Source organism: Streptomyces sp. NPDC107454, from assembly GCF_055582885.1.
This window is the reverse complement of sequence record NZ_JBVJPA010000003.1, coordinates 340,118-362,131: the sequence shown is the minus strand read 5'-3', so window position 1 is coordinate 362,131 and position 22,014 is coordinate 340,118. Positions and strand designations below refer to the sequence as shown.

General features: G+C 68.4%; 17 protein-coding genes and 4 pseudogenes. 17 read left to right on the top strand and 4 right to left on the bottom strand.

Annotated features, from left to right (window positions below; genetic code table 11):
- The first annotated feature begins 56 nt into the window (after positions 1 to 56).
- From drmA to drmC, 3 genes are read left to right on the top strand one after another with little or no spacing between them, the layout of a single operon-like run.
- Positions 57 to 3,803 carry a DISARM system helicase DrmA gene (gene drmA, locus ACZ69M_RS09300; protein WP_470048104.1) on the top strand — a complete coding sequence of 1,249 codons (3,747 nt, stop codon included), beginning with the start codon at positions 57 to 59 and terminating at the stop codon, positions 3,801 to 3,803.
- Positions 3,800 to 5,692: a DrmB family protein gene (gene drmB, locus ACZ69M_RS09295; RefSeq protein ID WP_470048102.1), complete on the top strand. Its 1,893-nt coding sequence runs from the start codon at positions 3,800 to 3,802 to the stop codon at positions 5,690 to 5,692. Before drmA ends, drmB begins: the two co-directional genes overlap by 4 nt.
- Positions 5,689 to 6,453 carry a DISARM system phospholipase D-like protein DrmC gene (gene drmC, locus ACZ69M_RS09290; protein ID WP_470048100.1) on the top strand — a complete coding sequence of 255 codons (765 nt, stop codon included), beginning with the start codon at positions 5,689 to 5,691 and terminating at the stop codon, positions 6,451 to 6,453. Before drmB ends, drmC begins: the two co-directional genes overlap by 4 nt.
- A gap of 140 nt (positions 6,454 to 6,593) precedes the next feature.
- Here the strand turns inward: drmC and ACZ69M_RS09285 are convergent.
- The 3 genes and pseudogenes from ACZ69M_RS09285 to ACZ69M_RS09275 form a co-directional block, all read right to left on the bottom strand.
- Positions 6,594 to 6,923, bottom strand: a pseudogene (locus ACZ69M_RS09285) (helix-turn-helix domain-containing protein); the annotation flags it as partial.
- Between the two features lie 891 nt (positions 6,924 to 7,814).
- Positions 7,815 to 8,717: an RNA repair domain-containing protein gene (locus ACZ69M_RS09280; RefSeq protein WP_470048098.1), complete on the bottom strand. Its 903-nt coding sequence runs from the start codon at positions 8,715 to 8,717 to the stop codon at positions 7,815 to 7,817.
- A gap of 167 nt (positions 8,718 to 8,884) precedes the next feature.
- Positions 8,885 to 10,093 carry a L,D-transpeptidase gene (locus ACZ69M_RS09275; RefSeq protein WP_470048391.1) on the bottom strand — a complete coding sequence of 403 codons (1,209 nt, stop codon included), beginning with the start codon at positions 10,091 to 10,093 and terminating at the stop codon, positions 8,885 to 8,887.
- A gap of 368 nt (positions 10,094 to 10,461) precedes the next feature.
- Here ACZ69M_RS09275 and ACZ69M_RS09270 point away from each other — a divergent pair, with 368 nt between their 5' ends.
- From ACZ69M_RS09270 to ACZ69M_RS09250, 5 genes and pseudogenes are all read left to right on the top strand, one after another.
- Positions 10,462 to 10,818, top strand: a complete 357-nt coding sequence (locus ACZ69M_RS09270) for a DUF429 domain-containing protein (RefSeq protein WP_470048096.1) — start codon at positions 10,462 to 10,464, stop codon at positions 10,816 to 10,818.
- 70 nt (positions 10,819 to 10,888) lie between these two features.
- Positions 10,889 to 11,044, top strand: a pseudogene (locus ACZ69M_RS09265) (DUF429 domain-containing protein); the annotation flags it as partial.
- 2 nt (positions 11,045 to 11,046) lie between these two features.
- Positions 11,047 to 11,382: an MmyB family transcriptional regulator gene (locus tag ACZ69M_RS09260; protein WP_470048390.1), complete on the top strand. Its 336-nt coding sequence runs from the start codon at positions 11,047 to 11,049 to the stop codon at positions 11,380 to 11,382.
- Positions 11,330 to 11,572 (top strand): annotated as a pseudogene (locus ACZ69M_RS09255) (MmyB family transcriptional regulator); the annotation flags it as partial. The gene ACZ69M_RS09260 and the pseudogene ACZ69M_RS09255, both read left to right, overlap by 53 nt.
- Before the next feature lie 120 nt (positions 11,573 to 11,692).
- Positions 11,693 to 12,565: a helix-turn-helix transcriptional regulator gene (locus tag ACZ69M_RS09250; RefSeq protein ID WP_470048094.1), complete on the top strand. Its 873-nt coding sequence runs from the start codon at positions 11,693 to 11,695 to the stop codon at positions 12,563 to 12,565.
- A 326-nt stretch (positions 12,566 to 12,891) separates the two neighbouring features.
- On the opposite strand, the gene ACZ69M_RS09245 is transcribed toward ACZ69M_RS09250, so the two are convergent.
- Positions 12,892 to 13,176: an Atu4866 domain-containing protein gene (locus ACZ69M_RS09245; protein WP_470048092.1), complete on the bottom strand. Its 285-nt coding sequence runs from the start codon at positions 13,174 to 13,176 to the stop codon at positions 12,892 to 12,894.
- Between the two features lie 270 nt (positions 13,177 to 13,446).
- Between ACZ69M_RS09245 and ACZ69M_RS09240 the strand changes: the two genes are divergently transcribed.
- The 9 genes and pseudogenes from ACZ69M_RS09240 (at position 13,447) to ACZ69M_RS09200 (ending at position 22,007) form a co-directional block, all read left to right on the top strand.
- Entirely contained in the window at positions 13,447 to 14,208 is a 762-nt protein-coding gene (locus ACZ69M_RS09240) for an Atu4866 domain-containing protein (protein ID WP_470048090.1), read from the top strand.
- A gap of 85 nt (positions 14,209 to 14,293) precedes the next feature.
- Positions 14,294 to 15,685, top strand: a complete 1,392-nt coding sequence (locus tag ACZ69M_RS09235; protein ID WP_470048088.1) for an amidohydrolase family protein — start codon at positions 14,294 to 14,296, stop codon at positions 15,683 to 15,685.
- A 102-nt stretch (positions 15,686 to 15,787) separates the two neighbouring features.
- Entirely contained in the window at positions 15,788 to 16,432 is a 645-nt protein-coding gene (locus tag ACZ69M_RS09230) for a class I SAM-dependent methyltransferase (RefSeq protein WP_470048389.1), read from the top strand.
- An 81-nt stretch (positions 16,433 to 16,513) separates the two neighbouring features.
- The gene (locus ACZ69M_RS09225) at positions 16,514 to 17,527 is read left to right on the top strand and encodes a helix-turn-helix domain-containing protein (protein ID WP_470048086.1); all 1,014 of its coding nucleotides are present in this window, start codon (positions 16,514 to 16,516) and stop codon (positions 17,525 to 17,527) included.
- Positions 17,528 to 18,264: 737 nt separating this feature from the next.
- Positions 18,265 to 18,627: a BlaI/MecI/CopY family transcriptional regulator gene (locus ACZ69M_RS09220; RefSeq protein ID WP_470048084.1), complete on the top strand. Its 363-nt coding sequence runs from the start codon at positions 18,265 to 18,267 to the stop codon at positions 18,625 to 18,627.
- Positions 18,628 to 18,818: 191 nt separating this feature from the next.
- Positions 18,819 to 19,409: a hypothetical protein gene (locus ACZ69M_RS09215; protein ID WP_470048082.1), complete on the top strand. Its 591-nt coding sequence runs from the start codon at positions 18,819 to 18,821 to the stop codon at positions 19,407 to 19,409.
- Positions 19,410 to 19,789: 380 nt separating this feature from the next.
- On the top strand, positions 19,790 to 20,332 hold the full coding sequence (locus tag ACZ69M_RS09210) for a heme-binding beta-barrel domain-containing protein (RefSeq protein WP_470048080.1): 543 nt from the start codon (positions 19,790 to 19,792) through the stop codon (positions 20,330 to 20,332).
- Between the two features lie 125 nt (positions 20,333 to 20,457).
- Positions 20,458 to 20,565, top strand: a pseudogene (locus ACZ69M_RS09205) (oxidoreductase); the annotation flags it as partial.
- 200 nt (positions 20,566 to 20,765) lie between these two features.
- On the top strand, positions 20,766 to 22,007 hold the full coding sequence (locus tag ACZ69M_RS09200) for a cytochrome P450 (RefSeq protein ID WP_470048078.1): 1,242 nt from the start codon (positions 20,766 to 20,768) through the stop codon (positions 22,005 to 22,007).
- Positions 22,008 to 22,014 lie beyond the last annotated feature (7 nt).

Sequence of the window (22,014 nt, the reverse complement as noted above, 5' to 3'; positions counted from 1 at the left end):
TCCCGCACCCGCTCGACGAAGTGCCTCAGACTTTTCGTGCCGGAGACTCGTACGCTGTGCGAGACGGACTCGTCACCTATGTCCGCCGTGATCTCCAAGGGCCCTGGGACGGAGAGACCGAGACCCTGACGAGTGCTTCCTCCGGGCCGCGCGACCGTTACCTCGTCGGCATGATCGGGCCGCAGCCCCAGGCTGTCACCGGAGAGGAGATCGCCGTCGCGGCCGCCCAGAGCGCTGACGGCGAGTCGGGCGACGAACAGGAGGGCGACGACGAGGGGCCCGGGGACCGGCTGACCCCGCAGGCGGCTGGCCATATCTGGGCATCCTCGATGGGGTTGTCCTTCACGGTTCCCGCTTCCGTCGGCACGCTCAGCGCCCATGTCCGTTGGGGCCGTTACACGCAGTCCGAAGAAGTCACTGACCGGGGGACGACCCGCAGGGTCTGGTCGCGCGAGCCGATCGAGCATCCCGTGGACATCGACGTGACCAGCATGGCCGGCCGGATCGTCGAACTGGAACGCGAAGCCGTCGTTCTCGACGTACAAGTACGGCAGCATGTCGGACGCGCCGGCGCCGAAGAGCTGCGTGTCGTCGAACTGACCTTGGTGAACAGGCAGCAGGACAGTCGTGAGGCGCGCGATGCCCACTGGCTCTTCCAGACCGAGATCGACATCACTGCCTTTCCGGACGATCAGGCCGCGATCTTCCTTCCGGTGGACGACCCTCTCGATCTCGCGAACCGGGGTGATGCCCCCGAGGATTCCGAGGACCGGCGGCTCCGTCTCCTGTACCGGGACAGCCTCAGCCATGCAAAGGGCCGAAATGTCGCCGTGCACGCACATGTGCGTGACGGCGAGCGCAACGCGCATCGGCTCACCACCACCTGGCTCCCGGAATACGATGTCCGGGCCACCACCGCGCCGACTCTCGAAGAGCAGGACCTTCTTCGCGGGCTCGAGCTCGGTATGGACGAACTCGCCGCACTCGCAGTGCCGGCCCGCCGGAACGAACTCAGCGCCGCACTCGCACCGCTGGCCGACGGCTACGGCGCATGGCTCGAACAGCAGCGTCGCAAGGCCCGCTCGCTCCCGGAGGACCTGCGTGAATCGGCAGGCGTCGCCATCGAGCAGGCGTTGGAGATCTGCGACCGCATAACGCTGGGGATCGACAGACTCGTTGCCGACGACGTCGCCCTGGACGCCTTCCGGTTCGCCAACCGCGCCATGGCACTCCAGCGGCGCAACACAGCCATCGCCGCCGCGCGCGCCGGTCGTGAAGAGGACAACAGCTCCTATCAGGAGGCGTACGACGAGGTCTACGCCAAGGGCAAGGAGGCTGCCAGCTGGCGTCCGTTCCAGCTCGCCTTCGTCCTGCTGAATCTCGACTCCCTCACCCAGCCCGGACACGCCCACCGTGGAACCGGCCGTGAAGCCCTCGTCGACCTGCTGTTCTTTCCGACCGGTGGTGGCAAGACCGAGGCTTACCTCGGCCTGGCCGCCTACACGTTCGCGCTGCGACGCCTGCAAGGCATTCTCGGCTCGGGAATCGACGCACGCAGCGGCGAGGCCGGCGTCGGGGTCCTGATGCGCTACACCCTGCGTCTCCTGACCGCCCAGCAGTTCCAACGTGCCGCTGCGCTGGTGAGTGCCTGCGAGGTACTGCGGCGCGAGGAGTTCGCGCGGGACGTCCGCTGGGGCGCGACTCCATTTCGTATCGGGCTCTGGGTCGGGACATCGGTCTCGCCCAACTGGTTCGACGAGGCCAAAGAGCAGATCGCCGACGCGAGAGAGAGCGCGAGCGACAAACACGCCCGAGTTCTGCAAGTCCTCACGTGCCCCTGGTGCGGGAGCGGGCTGACGGCCCGTTCCCACATGGAGTACGACGAGGGACGGCGTCGAGTCCTGCTCTACTGTCCGCGTGCCGAAGGCAAGGACCGCTGCCCCTTCTCGCGGCGTGAATCGCCTGGTGAAGGCATTCCCGTCCTCACCGTCGACGAGGAGATCTACCGGCTCGCCCCCGCACTGTTGATCGCCACCGTGGACAAGTTCGCCCAGCTCCCCTGGAACGGTTACGCCGGGCTCCTGTTCGGCAGGGTCACCGAGCTCTGCCCCCGGCATGGCTACCGCCACGACGACCTCGACGCCAAAACAGGCTGCGGAAGCCGTCACAACGCGAAGGGCGACCTCCCCGGCGTCACCGCACAGCCCGTCAACCGTCTGCGACCCCCGGACCTGATCATCCAGGACGAGCTGCACCTGATCTCGGGTGCGCTCGGTACCATGGTCGGCCTCTTCGAGTCCGCCGTCGATCAGCTCTGTACCTGGAGCGTCACCGATGTCCACGGTCAGCGCCGCGAGGTCGGTCCCAAGATCGTCGCATCCACCGCGACCACCAAACGGGCCGCGGATCAGGTGCTCGGCGTCTTCGGCCGCAAGGTCGCCGTCTTCCCACCGCAGGTCCTCGACGTCGGCGACACCTTCTTCTCCCGACAGGTCGAACTGAGCCGTGAGAACCCCGGCCGACGCTACCTGGGCGTCTGCGCGCACGGAACCCGGCTCAAGGCGGCCGAGATCCGGGTCGCCGAGATCCTTCTCCTCGCTGGACAACAGCTCTTCGACGACTACGGCAAGCCGGCAGACCCCTACATGACTCTCGTCGGCTACTTCAACGCCACCCGCGAACTCGCCGGCATGCGCCGGTACATGGACGACGACATCACCACCCGAGTGCGCTCCAACGGCAGTCGCCGAGGCCAGGACACACTGTCCGATCGCATCGTCAGCAGAGCGGGCATGCTCAGCATCCAGGAGCTGACCTCGCGCATCTCCTCGTCCGACATCGGCGCTGCCCTCAAACGCCTGGAAGTCGGCTTCGATCCGGAGCGCGACACTTCGGACCGGCGACGCGCCTTCCTGCGCGAGTACGCGACTGCCATGAAGGAGAAACGAGAACCACGCGCCGCCATGACGCCGACCGCCAGGCAAGCAGTCGATGTCGTCCTCGCCACTTCCATGCTGCAGGTCGGTGTCGACGTCTCCCGGTTCGGCCTGATGCTCGTCGTCGGTCAGCCGAAGAACACGGCCGAATACATCCAGGCGTCCTCGCGCGTCGGCCGTGATGCCAAACGCCCAGGCCTCGTCGTGACCCTGTACAACTGGTCACGTCCCCGAGACCTCGCGCACTACGAAGACTTCGAGCATTACCACGCCACGTTCTACCGCCAGGTCGAGGCGCTCTCCGTCACGCCGTTCACCCGCCGGGCCCTGGACCGGGGCGTGGCCGCCACCTATGTGGCCGCGCTGCGCCAGGCGTCGTTCGAAACGTCACGCAACCTGGACGCTCACAGCGTCGACCTCGACGGACCCCTTGCCCAAGAGGTGGAACGTCGTCTGTTGGAACGGGCCGAACGCGTGGGGGGTGAGCGCCCTCGCCAGTATCTGAGCGAACGCCTGGATCGACTCAAGGACGAATGGCGCCGCAAGCGCGATGAGAACAGCTCAGCCCTTGGCTACCGCAAGGAGAAGCGCAAGACGACGATCGTGAGCGGGCTGCTGAGGAGGGCGGACGGCACCCAGTGGACCGAGCTCACCGTCGGAATGTCGATGCGCGAGACGGAGAACGAGATCAACCTCCTCCTTCCTGGCGGCGGAGCCTTTCTCGAAGAATCCTCCGGTGGAGGACCGGACTGGAACTTCGGGGCGTCCGACACCGACTCCGATGGAGACCAGGACGTGGCAGCCACCGTGGACAGCGACGAGTTCGGACCCGCCACTGCCGATGCGGCCAAGAAAGGACAGCGATGAGCACCAACGGCAACCGCAGGGTCGGCGCCGTCCGTCCCAGCCACCTCATGTTCACCGCCGGTATCGGCTCCCTCGTAGATCTGCCGAACTTCTCGGTTCTCGTCAAGGGGCTCGACTCCTGGAGCTACTCCGGCATCACCGACTACGACATTGACGAGCCTCGGCTGCGAGCGGCTGTCAACCGGTCCCTCCAGCGCTACGGGCGTGGACAGGTCGAGCAGTTGCGGGCCGCCCCTTGGCTGGAGGGCGGGGACACGGACCCCAAGGGATGGGCCGCACAGGGGGTGGGGGTGCCCGTCACGCCGTTTCCCCAATGGCTGCGTTGTACGGCCTGCAATGTGCTGGCCGCGATCGACTCGGCCGAGTTCACCTTCATCAACTCCAATCCGCGTACGCCGCACGAGGCGAAGTTCGTCCACGACTGCAAGCGGGGGAAGCCTCTCGCGGTGGCTGCTCGATTCACCCTGGTCTGCACCAGGGGTCATCTCGACGAGTTTCCCTACACGGCATACGTCCACCACGGGCAGTCCTGCACCAAGACCCCCCGCCCCAAGCTGCGAATGAAGGACCATGGCGGCAACCAGGCCGCCAACGTGACCATCGAATGCGTAGCCTGCGGTGCGAAGCGCAATATCCGTGAGGCGATGGGCGAGCGTGGCCGGCACAACCTGCCCCGGTGCCGAGGACGTCACCCGCACGTGGGTACGTACGCGACGAACGGTTGCGATCAGGATTCGGTCCTGATGGTCGCCGGCGCTTCCAATCAGTGGTTCCCGCTCACTCTCAGCGCCCTGGCCCTGCCCAAGGGGCAGGGCGGGGACATCGACAAGCTGCTCGACGACCACTGGCCCGACCTGCAAGTCATCGGCGATCGCAACCAGTTCGACTTCATGGCCAGTATGCCCAAATTCGGGTTTCTCAAGGAGTTCGACGCTGACGCGGTTGTCGCGGCGATCGTGTCACGCAAGCAGGGAGCCGACGCTCCGGCTCCCTCCGCGCCCGATGTCCAGGCCGACCTGTTCGGCCCTGAATGGGACGCGTTGTCCGGCCCTGTTCCGCTGCCCAGTGATGACTTCGCCTTGAGGCAGGTTTCCGTGCGGACCCCCCTGGACGACCTCTTCTCCGACATCCGCCAGGTCGAACGGTTGCGTGAGGCACGCGCCCTGATCGGATTCACCCGGCTCGATGCCCCCGACCCCGAGTCGCCGGAGATCGCCGACCGAGTGGACCTGTCACGTGGCGTGCTGAACTGGGTTCCGGCCAGCGAGGTGCGCGGTGAAGGCATCTTTGTGCGCGTGCGGGACGACCTCATGGCCGACTGGGTGGCGCGTGTGGAGAAGTCGCCGCAGATGGAGGCCCACAGGGAGGCTTTCGGCCGCTTCCGCGCCAACCGAAAGTCGGACCGCAAGACGAGCGACTTCGACCCCTACTACGGCTGGCCAGGGGCGCGGTACATCGCACTGCACACCCTTTCTCACCTGTTGATCCGTACGATCGCCCTCGAATGTGGATACAACTCCGCCTCACTCGCCGAGCGGATCTATGCGGGAGATGAACAGAACCCGAAGACGGGCCTCCTCATCTACACGGCTGTTCCGGACTCGGAAGGCACACTGGGTGGTCTTGTTTCCCTTGCCGAGGAGCGCGAGTTCGACCGGATCGTCCGACGTGCCCTTGCTGATGCCGCGCATTGCTCGGCCGACCCACTCTGCTCCGAGCGGCTGCCGCACGACCCGAGCGACTATCTTCACGGCGCCGCGTGCCATGTCTGCCTCTTCGTGTCCGAGACGACATGCGAACGCGGTAACCGGTTCCTGGACCGTCGTTTCCTGGTCCCGCTCTCCGGAGACAAGGATCAGGTACTGACACCGGTCAGCCTGCTGCCGTGAGCAGAAAGGAGTTCGAGGCCGCCGCCGAAGCTGTCGTTCTGGCCCTGGGGCTTTCCCGGGCCAAGGATCTCGCCGGACTGCTGGCCCGAGGGCGCAGCAGGGAATGGGCACTGACCGAACTGGCAACGCCGGGAATCGGTGGAGCCGTCGAGAAGCTGTACGACGTACTGCAGACGGAGTCGATTCCTGCCGCAGAGGCAGCCGCCTATGTTCGGGGCTATGCGGCAGCCATGCTTCGTGCCCGGAACGCGATTCAGGTCCGGACGGTGTGGAGCGGCCCCTCGACGCCTGCAGTGCCAGTGCGGGCGACTGCGCAGGTACTTGTCGAAGTCATCAATGAGGCTCGTGACGAACTTCTCGCCATGACGTACGCCGCCCGTCCGTATCCAGCGTTGACGCGTGCGCTGACCGAGGCTGCGGCAAGGGGGGTGAAAACCCACGTCGTGGTCGAGACCCTGGCAGGCGCCCGTGGTCTTCTCTCGGGCAGGGAGCCCGCCGATGCGTTCGCGTCTGTACCGGGGGTGCGTCTATGGCACTGGAAACGTGATTCAGCCGGGCATGCGCACTCGCGCCAGCACGCCAAACTCGCCGTAGCCGACAGGCGCATGCTCTTCCTGGGCAGCGCCAACCTGACCGAGTCGGCGGCGCGGCGCAATATCGAGGCGGGAGTACTGGTGAACGGTGGCGAAGCGCCACGGCGTGCAGCAGAGCACATTGTCGAGCTGCAACGCCTGGGTGTGCTCCGTCCCTTTCGGCCCTGAGCGGCGAACCAACTGGTTTTCGAGTGGACACCGGTCGGCCGAGACTGGGCAGAGGCGGGAGCCCCCAAACTGAGTGTCAGGCCTCTGTCAGCTCATCAGGTCTATGATCACGAGCCGTTTTCATCCTAAGTTGGTGCAGGTCAGCAAGGTGTGGACAGCTTGGACTGCCGTGCTGTCATGTGGGGGCTCGGGACCGTGGCCTGGACCCGGCGCCGCACGCCCAGCTTGGCCAGCAGCCGCGAGATATGGTTCTTGACGGTCTTCTCCGACAGGTAGGGTTCCTGGCCGATCTCGCGATTGGTGAGGTCGTCGCCTATCAGGGACAGGATCTCCCTCTCGCGCGGTGACAGGCTTGCAACCTCGGTCGGCACGGCAGGGCCGTCCGTGGGTTCTGCCCGCAGCGAGCGCATCAGGCGGGCCGTGGTCGTCGGGGCGAGCATCGACTGGCCCGAGGCCACCGTCCGTGCAGAGGGAGGCTGGTGGGCCGTCCGGCCCTCGGACTGGGGCCGGGCGGGCCCGCCTGCAGACCCTCTCCGGCACTCCCCGCTGTTCCTTCGGGCGACCAGCATGCGAAGTGCACGGCAGCTACGAACCGAGGAGAGGTACGACGATGACTGTAACCGTGACAGTCGGTGACCGAGCCACCGTGGTCGCGGTGGTCTGCACGACTGACAAGCAGAAATGCTTCGACAGGCGAGGAACCGCGATGCTCATGGGGAATGACTGCTGGGCTCGACCGACCGGGTCCATCAGGAGCCCGGAAGGCCTATGACTCCAGGGCGCATCGCGCGACGCCGGAGACGACGGGAAGGAAGGCGCGGACCGAGGGGTCACCGGCCGCGCACACGTTGCGCCGGACCATGCACGTTTTCCCCGAGTCGCCTGGCGGATTGCATGCATGCGCAACTACTCGGGGAGTGATCTTGACGCTGACGGGAAGCGCATGATCGACCGGTCGCATCGCCGCTGGTCAGCGGAACTCGTGAACGACCCACAACTACTGACGACACAGTGACGAGGGCCTCAACCTTACGGTTGCGGTCCTTGTTGCGTGTTCGTAGCTGATGGTGATGCCCAGGGCTTCGCCGGGTGGGCCTTTCTTGTGAGCGTCGGCCGGAGCGGGTCGCCCCGGCGGGTCGTGCTTTCCTTGCTGCACTTCTCCACCGACCCGCCGCGCCATCCGGGCACTTGGGCCATGTAGCCATGGAATCCGGGTGGCAGCCTGTGTGTGCCTGACAGTGACTACGGTGGCCCAGCGAGCGGGCCAACTGCTGGGCGGGTCCGGGCTGGTGGAGTGGATCCACCCAGCAGGGCACGCTCGTCAGCAGTGGCTCAGATGCCTTCCCCGCCTGGCTGTGGCCCTACCTGTCGTTGATCTTGGAGAGCCATGCTGTGTCCTCCGGGTCCGGCGCGTCGAGGCCGGGTGCGGGCAGCCAGCGGATATCGCCGGTGCGCAGGGCGACCGTGGCTCGTGGCCGCATCGGCCCGTGGCCCCTGCGTGAGAGCAGGACGAGTTCCCAGACGGTCGCCGTCATGGCGTCGAGCCGGGTGGCGCAGTCGGCGCTGACTCGCCGCGGATCCCGGGTCCGGCCCAGGGACAGATGTGGGGTGAAGTTCTCGGCGGGCCCGCGACAGCGCGGGAACCGCTGCCGCAGTACGTGGTGCAGGTCCGCCCACGGCGCCTCGCCGGCTGCTGTCGGGTCGAGCCACACGGTGAAGTACGCCCTGTGCCGGAAGGTGCTTACACCGTCCAGCCGAGCGGTGAAGACCGGCGTCTGGGCCGTCGCCGCGGCGAGCAGCGGGGCGGCCCGCTCGAAGTCGGGCTCCGGCACGAAGCCGAAGAGCACATTGACGTGCGGCGGCCAGCGGTGGATCTGCGGATCGTAATCCCGGCGGATGTCCTGGATCGGCGGCCACAGCTCCGCAGGCGGGATCCAGGCCACCGCCGTGTCGGCCGTCGGGGACACGGCGAGGACGCCGACGGGTTCGCCCCCGCCGAAGCCCAGGTCCGCTTGCGGGTCCCGCACCCGGCCGGCGCCCGACGCGTCGATGCGGTCCACCCCCGTGGACCGGTCCCAGACCACCTCGCCGTCCGCCTCGATGAACACCACCCGGTGCCATGGGATGTCGCCCCCGGGCACGAAGGAAGGCAGCGGGATGCGTTTGGTGACATCCCCGCGCTGGCTGATCCCCAGCACGAACCGGGCCGGGGCGAACCGCGGGTCCCAGCGGACCCGGTGATAGATCTCGTCACTGGTTCGCATCACGCCTCCTCTCCCGCCTTCACACCTTCTCCTCCAGGGTGCCGCCCACCCTGTCCTGGACGGTTGTCCCGCTCGTACCGTGATGGATCAGGTGCGGTGCGTGACAAAGGCGGTGTATGCCGAGGCGGGGAAGGGATCCAGGTTCATGTGCGTGGAGGGACGTGGTGTCAGTGGGTCGCGCTTCCCGCGACCCACTCGCTCCACGGCATGTTCCAGTCGCTGAGACCGTTGTCCGGGGCCAACTTGGTGTTGTCCGCGGAGTTCTTGATGATCACGACGTCACCGATCATCGAGTGGTCGAAGAACCATGCGGCGGGCTGCCTGCCGTCGCCGCCGCCCCTGACGTCCTTCAGGCCCACGCAGCCGTGGCTGGTGTTGACCTTGCCGAAGACCGAGTCGGCACCCCAGTAGTTGCCGTGGATGAACGTGCCCGAGTCGGTCAGGCGCATGGCGTGCGGTACGGCCTTGAGGTCGTACGAGGGCTTGCCGTCCTTCTCCGTGAGGCCGACGGTCGCACCGTTCATGTGGACCTGCCCGAACTTCTCGGAGATGACCATCTGACCGTTGTACGTCGGGTGCTCGGGGCTGCCGGACGAGATCGGGATGGTTTTGATCGTCTTGCCGTCCCGTACGACGGTCATCTGCTTCGTCTTGGCGTCGACGGTGCTGATCTGGCCCCGGCCGATCTTGAAGGTGACCGTCTTCTGGATGCCGTAGCGGTTGAGCTTGACGGTGACGGTGGAGCCGGACTTCCAGTAGGTCTCGGGGCGGAAGTCCAGGCGGTTGTCGTTGAGCCAGTGACCGACGACCTGCTGGCCGCTGCTGGAGCTGACCTGGATCTCCGACTGCACGGCGGCCTTGTTGCTGATCGCCTTGTCGAAGTTGACCGTCACCGGCATGCCCACGCCGACGGTCGAGCCGTCCTCGGGGGAGAGGTGCCCGATGAAGTTGTTGGCCGGGGAGACCGTGGTGATCGTGGCGTTCCCGGTGACGGAGCGGCTCTGGGCGTCCTCGGCCTCCGCGGTGACCTGATACTTGGTGGCCCGCTCCAGCTGGCCGTTCGGCTGCCAGGACGTGCCGTCCGCGGACACGGTGCCCGGAATCTCGGCACCGGTCGCGACGGCGGTCATGGTCACCTTGGTGAGCTTGCCGTTGCTGACGGTGACTTTGACGGGGGTGTTGATCCCGACGTTGTGGACACCTTGCCCGGTCGTGATCTTTATTCGGGCATCGGAAGTGTCCTGGGTGCCCGTCTGATCTGCCTGCGCCTGCGATTTCGGGTCATTCCCGGGGCCGTTGTCGCTGGTGGCAGCGTTGCTGGTGCCGCCTAGGGCCGTGAGTGCGAGTACGCCGCCGAGTACGCCGGCCGTAGCCATCAGCCCGGTGCGTCGCTTACGTGCCGTGATCAAACGCTTCTCCCATGCCACTGGTCGTTGAATCCCTGAAGCCGGTCACCCGATGAGTGCAACCAGATCTAAAGAAGCACATTTATGCATTCGTCCGTACTTGAGGGAGTAAATTGTGGCGAATTCCACGTGCCGCGAGAACGCTGCCGAGGCTCTGTTCGGCGGCTGGGCGGCCCGTAGCCGGTCTGCTCTCGCCGATCGGTGCGGGCCAGGGCAGTGACGCTGCGACGGGGCGTGGTGCCGGTCAGGGGCGACAGCCCGCAGATCTGGAGGCCGGCGTCGAGGCCGGTGGCGGCGCGCGTGTCGTCCGGGAGGGGTGCGCGCACGTCATCGGTGATATGCGCAAAACCGGAGATTTCGGCGGCGTCATGGTCGGCAACTGCAACTTTGGCCGGCGTGCGCTGAGGTCTGCCGGCGGACGGCCTGTCGGCGTGTTCGAACTGTCACAGCTGCCGTCCCGTCCGTGGGTGGGGATCCGGCTCACGGACAGCGGGTACGCGGGGAGTCCGGTGGACGTATCCCTCGATGCGCTGATCGAGCGTGCCGGTGAGGTACAGGCAATCGCGGTGGACATGCCGCTGGGTGTTGTCGAGAAGGGCCGGCGTGCCGCTGATCTCGCGGCCAAGGCGCTGCTCGGGATACGACCGCAGCAGCGCTTTCCTCATCGCACCATGGTCGGCATGGCAGGAGCCTGATGACGTGGCGGCCGTAAACCGGTGCCAGGAGCGCATCCACGAGGTGCACCCCGAGGTGTCGTTCCATGCCATGGCCGGCGGGGTGCCACTGGCATACGCCAAGAAGACCTGGCGCGGCCGGAACCTGCGCCGCGCACTGCCGGCCGAGGCCGGACTCGTGCTCCCGGACGAGCTCGGAGAGGCTGATCGGATCGCCGTGGACGATGTACTCGACGCCGCTGCCGCCGCCTGGTCGGCGCACCGGATCGGACTCGGGATCGCAGTGCGGATTCCCATGGTGCCCGAGCTGGACGCGGTGGGCCGCCGCATGGCCCACCTGTACCGCGTGGCCACCCCGACCGCCCGCCGTACGCGCCGTGCCCCCCCCGCGTCGAACGCGGTGCTCCGCACCTGCGGCGACTCCTCGGCACCTGGAGCGACACGCCCGCCTTCGTCCTGGGCCACGCCCTGGACGTCCTGGCCCGCAACCGGCTCGCAGGCGGCCCTGTAAGCCGGCTTCACCCGCTCCGACAACCTGCTGCGCATGACGTTCCTGGATCCCGCCGCGCACCACTCCTACCGTGACTGGGACCGGGCCGCCGAATCGAGTGTGGCCACCCTGCGCCGGGCCGTCGGCATCGACTCCGAGGACCCGCGGTCGACCGGGCAGCACGTCCGCCGACGCCCTCACCCTGCTCGGCTCGACTCGGCTCGGCTCGGCTCGCTGAGCGTCGCCCCCGTGCCCGCCCAGGACACCACGATGGGCACCGACTGAGACCGCGTACGAGCCGGCCCGGTGTTTCCTGGGTGTGCCAGGGCCAGGATCACGACTCCCCACCCACGCGGACGCGAAGGAGAATGACGCCATGACCCGGATCACGATGAGGTGGGGTTCATGAGCGACGGCACTCCTTTGGGAGAGTTCCTCAGGGCCCGGCGTGAAGCGCTCAAGCCGCGGGACGTAGGGCTGCCGGAGCACGGCCGCAGGCGGGTACCGGGGTTGCGCCGCGAGGAGGTCGCCGTGCTCGCGGGTGTGAGCTCCGACTACTACATGCGCCTGGAACAGGGCCGTGAGACCAGTCCGTCGCCGCAGGTGATCGACGCGGTCGCCGCCGCCCTCCACCTCGACGACGAGGCACTCGACCACCTGCGCAGACTCACCAGGGCACCTCAGCAGCGCCGTAGCACCTCCGTCGGTCACGACAGGATCAGCCCGCAGCTCCTCCGACTGCTCGACAACTGGCCCGACACCCCGGCCTTCGTTCTGGGACCCGCCCTGGACGTCCTGGCGCACAACGCGCTCGCCGCGGCCCTGCACAGCGGATTCCAGCGGTTCGACAACCTGGCCCGCATGGTCTTCCTCGACCCGGCCGGGCGCAGCTTCTACCGGGACTGGGAGCGGGCCGCGAACTCCTGCGTCGCAGAAATCCGGGCGGCCTACGGATACGACCCCGATGCTCCGCGGATCGCCGAGGTCGTCGACACGCTCTGCTCGAAGAGCCCGGCATTCGCCGAGCTGTGGGCGCGGCACGAGGTGAAGGGCAAGACCCAGCAGGCGAAGAACCTCACGCATTCCGAGGTCCGGGCTCTGGAGATCCAGTTCTCGGCATTCACGGTCAATGGTGCTCCGCACCAGCAACTGGTCGTCTACCAGGCCGAGCCCGCCTCTTCCACCGCGGCTGCCTTCGCGGAACTCCGTTCCCGGGCCGCCCGTGGGGACGCGATCGCCGCCGCGGCGGACCAGGCCGGGGTGACGACGCTGCGGTAGGTACACATCCTCTCGCCGCCCTCCGGGGCGGAGACGGACCCGGTGAGTTCGGACTCGGTCACGCCCGGGGAGACGGTGGCCGACACGGCGTGCTTGGTGGCGTCGTGGACGGCCGAGGTCGGGGAGACCTGGTGGGCGCCGATCGAGGCGACGTTGACGAAGTGCCCCTGGTGCCGGGTCTCACGATGACGTCGACGCGGCCCTGCGGCGGTGGGCGGCGTCGATGAACGCCCGTACCTGTTCGGGATCGCACCGCGTCGGCCGCCGATCAAGGGGTGAACAAGGTGCGGAGGGTGCGGAGGCTCAACGGTGGATCTTGGTCGTGCTCAGGCTCGCCGCCGGTCGCGCTCGTCGCCCTCGCGGCAGAGCACCAGGTGTTCGTGGAAGAGAACGCCGTCGCGCACGTCGCCGGTCGCGGTGAAGCCGGTGTCGTCGACGTAGTCGAGGTGGTTGCCAGTGACGGTGTAGCTGCCGGTGTAGGCGCTCCGGCGGTTGCCGCGGGCCTCGTCGTAGCGGCCGTTCGGCAGCAGTTCCTGGCGGATGAAGCCGTCCGCGGTCACCCACATCCCGACGTACGGGTGTGGGTCGCGGGGCGTGTCGTTGCTGGTCATGGCTCTACGGTCAGCCCGACGGCCGGTGACAACCAGGCCGCCGTCTCCCCAGGTGAGGGCTTTCCGGGTGCCGTGCACCCAGCATCGTCGGCCGGCCGGATCGTGGGTGCCCGACACCTGGGGACAGAGCGGCCTGGTTCCGGTTCCGCCGCGCGACGAACCTGGTGGTCGAGCGGCTGCCGTAGCCGCCGGACACTCGCCTCGCACCCGCGTCGACACTCACCGCCGCAGCGGACACACCGATGAGGCGACTCCATCGAGGAGCACGCAATGACCAGCACCGCCACCATCACCGCTGCCGTGAGCTGGAACCCCGAGGCCCTCGACGAGATCCTCTCGAACGACGAGGGACGTCCCGTCCTGTTCACCAACGCCCGCATCCTGACGATGGACCCGCTGATCGGAGCCGTAGTCGGCGCCGACATCCTGTTCGTCGGCTCGCTGATCGTGGGGGTCGGCCCTGGCATCGTCACCGCGGCCGGGGACGACAACGCCATCGTCGTCGACGGCACCGGCACGACCGTCGTCCCCGCCGTCATGGACGCCATCGCGCTGGCCGGCGGCCGCAGCAGCCGCTCGGAGTACGTCGCGACACTGACCCCGGGCAACACCACCGACTTCCTGGTGGTGCCCGACGAACTCGCCGACGACGTGCCCAGCGCCCTGGCCGCACTCTTCACCCGGCCGGAGCAGGTCCGCGCACTGATCGCGGCCGGCCGCCCCGTCCTGTGGGCCGGGCTGCCCGTCCCCGGCCGGGCCACCGCCCCCAAGTCGGGCATCCCTGCCGCCGCAGACCTGACCGGCAGCCCCCGCGTCGGCGTCTGGATCGACGTCAAGGACTTCCTCCACCAGGAGCTCACCGCCGACGGCCGCTACGACGAGACCCGCGGTGGACGCCCCCACGCCTACCAGGGCAGCTACTGGATCGACGGCGACCGCATCGACTACCTCGACGACCTCGGCTTCTGGGCCTACGGAGAGTTCCGGGGCGACGAACTCCGCCACGCGGGCTACGTCATGAAGCTCGGCTGACCCTCCCCGCCCCCACCTTCACCCTCCACCCTCGACCTCCACCCTCTTCCCCCGCCCTCTCCGACGTACCGGAAGAAGACCCCTCATGAACCTCAGCGACACCACCAGCCCCGCCGTGCTCGAAGAGCTCCGGCGTCGGCCCGCCGACCGGCGGCGCATCCTGTTCACCGGCGCGACCATCGTCACCATGGACCCCGGCCTCGGTGTCATCGACCGCGGCGACCTCCTCGTCGAGGGTGACGCCATCGCCGCGATCGGGGCGAACCTGACCGCTGACGATGCGGTGGTCGTCGACGCCACCGGCACGATCCTCACCCCCGGCTTCGTGGACACCCACCGGCACGCCTGGGAGGCCCAGCTGCGGCGGATCATGCCGGACGTCGACGACCTCGGCGGCTACGTCATGGCCACCCTGGCCGGCTACGCCACGGTCTACCGGCCCGAGGACATGTACATCGGCACCCGGCTGGCCGCCCTGACCGCGATCGACAGCGGCGTCACGACCATGCTCGACTTCTCCCACAACTCCCGCACCCGCGAGCACTCCGACGCCGCGATCAAGGCCCTCGTCGACACCGGCATCCGAGGCGTGCACGCCTCCATGGGCCCGCACTTCGGCGAGTGGGACCGGCAGTGGCCGGGCGACCTGACCCGTATCAAGGACCAGTACTTCAGCAGCGACGACCAGTTGCTCACGCTGCGTCTGGCGACCCTGGCCACCGACGAGATCGCCGGACCTGCTCTCGCCTACGGTCCCGAACTCGCCCGCGTGGCAAAGGACTTGGGTGTCGGAGTGAGCGTGGACGCCGTCTTCGGCACGTCCTCCTCCGAAGCGGTCCTGCGCTGGGCCGAGGACGGCGTTCTCGGCCCCGACGTCACCCTCATCCACGCCACCGGACTGACCTCCGAGGCGTGGAAGGCGGTGGGGGAGACCGGCACCACGGTCGCCCTTGCCCCCACGTCCGACGCACAGATCGGCCTGGAGACGGCGATCCCCGCCGTCGACGAGGCGCTGTCCGTCGGCATCCGCCCCGGCCTGAGCATCGACGTCGAAGTCGCCCTCGCCAGCGACATGTTCTCGCAGATGCGGGCCCTGCACGCCATCCAGCGGATGCGCGCGGTCAACGCCGTGTACGGCATCGACCAGCAGCCCTCCCGGATCACCACCCACGACGTCCTCGACTTCGCCACCCTCCAGGGCGCCCGCACCAACGGCCTGGCCGGCGTCACCGGTTCACTCACCCCGGGCAAGAAGGCCGACCTGTTGGTCGTCCAGGCCGAGGCTCTCAACAACATGCCCCTCAACGACCCCGTCGGGACTCTCGTGCTGGGCTCCGACGCCCGCAACATCACCGCCGTCCTCATCAACGGCGTGCCCCGCAAGTGGGACGGGCAGGTCCTCGACGTCAACCTGGCCGCCCTGCGCAGCGAGGTGCACGCCTCGCGCGAGTATGTGCTGAACACTCCGGCCGCCTGAGCATCGCCGCCCCCGTGCCCCCTCCGCATGGAACAGGGCTTCCACCAACTCCTTCCTGCCCTCCAGGAGATGGCCCCGCGTGACGAGCTAATGTCCTCGCTTGTGACTGAACCCTCCTCGTATCTCGGTGCGACAGCGGATGCCTACGACGCCGTCGCAGTCCGTTACGCCGAACTCTTCCGTAATGACCTCGACGCTCTTCCGCTGGATCGCGCGATGCTCGCCGCGTTCGCCGATCTCGTACGGACCACCGGCGTCGGGCCCGTCGCGGAGCTGGGATGCGGCCCGGGGCGCATCACCGCGCACCTGCGGGACCTGGGGCTGGATGTCTTCGGCGTCGACCTGTCGCCGGTGATGATCGATCTCGCCCGCGAGGCATACCCGGACCTGCGGTTCGAGGTCGGTTCCATGGCTGCCCTGGACCTGGCCGACGGCAAGCTGAACGGCGTCGTGTCCTACTACTCGGTCATCCACACCCCACCGCAGGAGGTGCCTTCGTACTTCGCCGAGTTCCGCCGGATACTCGCGCCTGACGGCCACCTCTCGCTCGCGTTCTTCGAGTCGGAGGGTGAGCCGGTCACAGCGTTCGACCACAAAGTGGTGACGGCGTACCGATGGCCGATCGACGACCTCGCGAGGCTCGCGGGCGAAGCCGGGTTCGTCGAGGTCGGCCGGATGCTGCGTGCGCCGCGCGAGCAGGAACGCCAGTTCCGCCATGGTCATCTGCTGATGCGCGCAGCCAAGTAACTCAGCTGTCGGCACGGGCGGCCATGGCCATGGCCATGGGGCGAGGCGTCAGGGGCCAGACGTCAGGGGAGATGGGACGGAATGATCGGGACCGTGTTCCGAAGCGAGGACGTGCCTGCGGAGGACAGATTCGAGTACTGGCGGGAACTGGTCGGCCGGACGCGCTCGAGCGACCTGATCAGTGCCCACACCGCCGACTACTGGGCGGAGTACCGGCTGATGGAGCTGGGGCCGGTGACCGTATGGCCGTCGTCGTTCCTGCCGACCCGCTACCGGCGGAGCGGAAAAATGGTGCGCCGGTCCGACCCCGAGTCGTACCACCTGACGCTGCTGCTCGACGGAGGTCTGGCGCTCGAGCACGCCGGACGGACCGACACGTTCGGCCCACGTGACCTGCACATGGTCGACGGCTCGCGGCCGTACGATCTCCGGCCGGCGGACGAGCGGGATCGCCGTGCCGTCAAGGGGGTCGGCGTGGACTTCCCCAAGGCGTTGCTGCCCCTGCCGCCGTACCGCGTCCGGGAGTTGCTGGGCCGGGGGCTGTCGGGACGGGAGGGTATCGGCGCTCTGCTGACCGAATTCCTCGTCGGCCTGGACCGGCAGGCCGAAACCCTTCAGCCGTCCCACGCGCCACGCCTGGGTACGGTCGTACTCGACCTGGTGTCGGCCTGGTTCGCCCAAGCGCTGGACGCAGAGGCCGCCCTTCCGCAGGAGACCCGCCAGCGGGTCACAGCACAACGCGTCCAGGCCTTCATCCGGCAGAATCTCCACGACCCGGAGCTGACACCGGCCGCGATCGCCGCCGCGCACCACATCTCCCGAAGCTACCTGTACCGGGTCTTTCAGCAGCAGTCGCACGGCGAAACGGTCGCGGCCTGGATCCGCGGCCGACGACTGGAGAACGCCCGCCGCGACCTGGCCGACTCCTCGCTGCGCACCACGCCGATCCACGCCGTCGCCGCCCGCTGGGGCTTCCCCCGCGCCTCCGAATTCACCCGCGCCTTTCGCACCGCGTACGGGCTCTCTCCGAGGGAGTACCGGATCCAGGCATCGTCCGACCGGGAGCAGACCCTCAGCCGGTCCCCGATGGACTGACCACCTCCCTGCTCAGCCGACGGGCAAGCCGGGGCCGTCGTCGTGGTGGATGGCGATCGAGATCGCCGGTTGGCCCGTCACGTCGAACACCGACGTGAACACCCCCGTCGGAGAGCTGTTCAGCAGTGGCATCAGGCGATCGTGTCAGCGCCTGCCCGCCAGGCACGTCATCGTGTGCGTGACCAGGAGGTCGAAGCCGGCGCGGAAGCGTCGCGGGTGCGCTGTGACTCACGGTCGACGACGTGACGTCGGCCGCCCCTGAATACCTGTCCAAGTCCGGACCCGGGTCTGTACCCGACATCCGACGGTCTGCACTCGACGGTCTGCACACCCGACGGTCTGCAGCGGCAAGCCGCGCATCTGAAGGCGGGAGCTGGACCAGGCCGGCTTGACGGGTGACGAGCGGCTGCTGGACCTGGGGTGCGGTCGCGGCGCGGTGCTGATCGAGGCGGCCAGGAGGCTGCCGACGGGACACCGGAAGTGCATACGGCCGACATGACCGCGCCGCCGTTCGCGGACGACTCCTTCGACGTCGGCCCATGGCCAGGAAGTACGCGGCGCACATCGGCCAGGGCACGCTGCGCGGACTCGGCCCGGGGTACTGGTACGGCGGTCCATGGTTCGGCGTCACACTGCTGCATGCCGTCAAGGTCCGCTGAGCATGTTGTCCCCGGAAATGCGACAGGTCAGCCGTCTACTATGGCCCTACGTATTCGGAGGCGTGAGGGAGCCGGGCCATGCGGCGGCTGGGGGATCTCGAGGCGGAGATCATGGATCGCCTCTGGACGTGGGACCGTCCGGCGACCGTGCGTGAGGTCGTCGACGACATCAACAAGACCCGCCCCGTCGCGTACACCACGGTGATGACCGTCACCAACATCCTGTACACGAAGGGCTGGCTGCTGCGGGGCAAGCAGGGCCGTGCCTGGCTGTACGCGCCGGTCCGCAGCCGTGAGGCCTACGCCGCCGCACTCATGGAGGACGGCCTGGGGGAGAGCAAGGACCGCTCGGCCGCGCTGCGCCACTTCGTGGAGAACATGTCGCAGGAAGAAGTGGCCGCACTGCGCAGGGCTCTGCGAAGCATGGGCCGACAGGTGTAGCCGTGAACGCGGCCCCCGTCCTGGTCGGCTGCACGGCGGCCGTGGTCCGCCCCGGCCGGCCGCCAACTGAGCCTCCTGAGTTCTCCGTCGCAGTCGGTCAAGGCTTCGCCATGTGCCACTGATGGCTGAGCGGGCGGGAGTTACCCAACGTACTAAGGGAGTAAGGAGAACGACCGGCGAAGGGAAACTCCGTGATCCAGCGACGCATCGTCGTCCTCTCGGCCGCAGGGCTCGCCTCGGCGTTCCTTCTGGCGGCGTGCGGCAGCTCGACGGAAAAGGCGTCCACCGGTGCGGGCCCCGGCAACGCCGTTCCGGTCGCCACGGCCGCCTCGGAGTCCGCGACCTCTGCTCCGACCGCCTCGGAATCCACGCCCTCCGCACCGGCCGCCGGCGGTGACTCCGGCAGCGGCAACACGGCCACCACCACCATGGTGATGGCCAAGACGGTCAACGACATCGGCAGCGTGGTGGCCGACGGCAAGGGGATGACCCTCTACCGCTACGACAAGGACGAGGCGAATCCGTCCAAGTGGACGTGCGCCGGCGCGTGTACGAAGACGTGGATCCCCGTCATCGTGCAGGACTCCGTACAGACCATGGGGGTCGAGAAGAGCCTTCTCGGAACGGTCCATCGGAACGGCATGAAACAGCTCACCATCGGCGGCTGGCCGCTGTACCGATATGTGGGTGACACACAGGCCGGACAGACGAACGGCCAGGCCAAGGACAAGACGTGGTACGCCGTCACCCCGTCCGGCACGAAGTCCACCAGCGTGGGCTGAGCCCAGATACGCGACCGTGGGCTCGCCGCGGGGAGGGCACGGTTCGACATCCCGGCGGGAGGCGAGTTCGGGCGCGGCCGGAACGGTGGAGGTCGAGATGTCGTGGCGTACGTGGTCCGCCGTGCGCCGCGCCGCCTGGAGCCGAGTCGCTGCGTGAACGTACGTACAGCGCAGGCTGGTTGGGCGCCCTGCTCGTTCACGGCGACCGTGCTGTCCATCGCGTCCGCGGACACCGCGTCCGCGGACGCGATCGCGTACCCCGGGACCGCCGGCATCGACGGGTCGGCGGAGAGTCCTTCGCGCCGTCGCCGCGGGGAGCGGCATCGACGGCCTAGGCTTCGGCCCGGCACCCACCGGACCCGATCCCAGGAGCGCGCACCGTGTTCGACCCCGCACCGGAGTATCCGTACCCTGACGTCCACCGATCGGATGAGGCGCCCACTCCGCACGCGCTTCTCGCGCCGGTGATCGGACTCCTGGGTGCCTGGCACGGGCGGGGTCACGGCGGGTATCCCACGCTCCCCGGGGAGTTCGCGTACGCGCAGGAAGTCACCTTCAGCCACGACGGCCGCCCCTTCCTCCGGTACGAGGCCCGGGCCTGGTTGCTGGACGTCGACGGCACACCGCTGCGCCCGTCGGCTCGGGAGAGCGGCTGGTGGCGGCTCCAGCCCGACGGCCGGGTGGAGGCACTGATCACCCAGCCCACCGGCATCGCCGAGATCGCCGTCGGCCGGGCGGCCGACAACACGGTCGACCTCTCCAGCCACGAGGTGGCCCTCACGCCCACGGCCAAGGAGGTCGACGCAACCCGCCGGACCTATGCCCTGACCGACGACGACACGCTCACGTTCGTCCATGAGCTCGCGGCAATGGGGCAGCCGTTGCAGCACCACCTCTCGGCGACGCTGCGGCGCAAGGCATAGGCGCGCGGCTGCCAGGCCCAGTCCTGCGCCGGTCGCACCCGCCCGCGGCGTCGCCGTCAGTGGTCGGGCGCCTGTGGCGGCACCGGCCGCAGGCCGTCCAGGGCGAGGTCGAGGAGGCGTTCCGCATCGCGATCCCGCCGGCCGCGGTGGCCCGCGCCGTCGCCTTCGCCGTCGAGCAGCTGGACGGTGTCGACGTGGGTGACATCGTGGTGCGTCCCACCGCGCAGGACTGAGGTCCGTTCGCCGCCACGCCATGCCGCGTCATGGGCTGCCGACGCCGAGTTGTGGGGGGCGTACGCGTGATCCGAGTCACGTCAGGTTCCCGTCAGTGAAGTGGCCCGTAGCCGTCAGTCTGCTCCGGTCTCATGGGCCCCAGAGCCCCTCTGAGACCCCCGCTCCCCGCCCTGAGGGGAGCCCCCCACCGAGGAGTGACATGGCTGAGACACTGACCGGAACCGCGAGCGGCGCCGCCGAGGAGATCCCCGAGTTCGTACCGCCCAGGGCGGCCGCCTGCCCGTTCGCGCCGCCGCCGGTCCTCGCGGACATCCGCGAGGAGAAGCCGATCAGCAAGGTGCGGATCTGGGACGGCAGCACCCCCTGGCTCATCACCCGCCACGAGGACCTGCGGGCCGTCCTCGGCGACCCCCGCGTTAGCGTCGACGACAAGCGGCCCGGCTTTCCGTTCCCGAAGAAGGCCATGGCGGAGAACGCGCACCACCACCCCGACACGCTCTTCAACACGGACGCCCCCGTCCACACCCGGCTCCGCCGGATGCTGACCTCCTCCTTCACCGCGAAGCGGATGGCGGCCCTGCGCCCCGCCATCCAGAGGGTCACCGACGAGCACATCGACGCGATGCTGGCCGGGCCGAAGCCGGCCGACCTGGTCCAGGCGCTGGGTCTGCCCATTCCGACACTGATGATCTGCGAACTGCTCGGAGTCCCTTACGAGGACCACGAGTTCTTCCAGCACCACGCCACCGTCGCGGTCAGCCAGACGTCATCGGCCGAGCAGGACCGCGAGTCGAGCGTCGCGCTCGGCGAGTACCTGGCCCAGCAGATCCATGCCAAGACGGAGAACCCCGCCGAAGACGCCCTGTCCGACCTGGCGGCCCTCGTCAAGGCCGGTGAACTGACCATGGGTGAGGCGTCCCTCATGGCCGTCATCCTGCTCATCGCCGGGCACGAGACCAGCGCGAACATGATCGCGCTCGGCACCCTCGCGCTGCTGGAACACCCGGAGCAGCTCGCCCTGCTGCGCGAGACGGACGATCCCAAGGTCGTGGCCGGAGCGGTCGAGGAACTGCTGCGCTACCTGACCATCGCCCACACCGGCCAGCGCCGGATCGCCCTGGAGGACATCGAGATCGGCGGCGAGGTCATCCGCGGCGGGGACGGAATCATCGTCTCCCTCCCCGCCGCGAACTGGGACCCCGAGGCCTTCCCGGAGCCCGACCGCCTCGATCTGCTCCGCGACGCCCGCCAGCACAACGCGTTCGCCTTCGGCGTCCACCAGTGCCTGGGCCAGCAACTCGCCCGCGTGGAACTCCAGGTCGTCTACGGCACGCTCTACCGGCGCGTGCCCACGCTGGGACTGGCCACCACGCTGGAGGAGATCGACTTCAAGGAAGACGCGATGGCGTACGGCGTCGTCGCGCTGCCGGTCACTTGGTAGCCCGTAG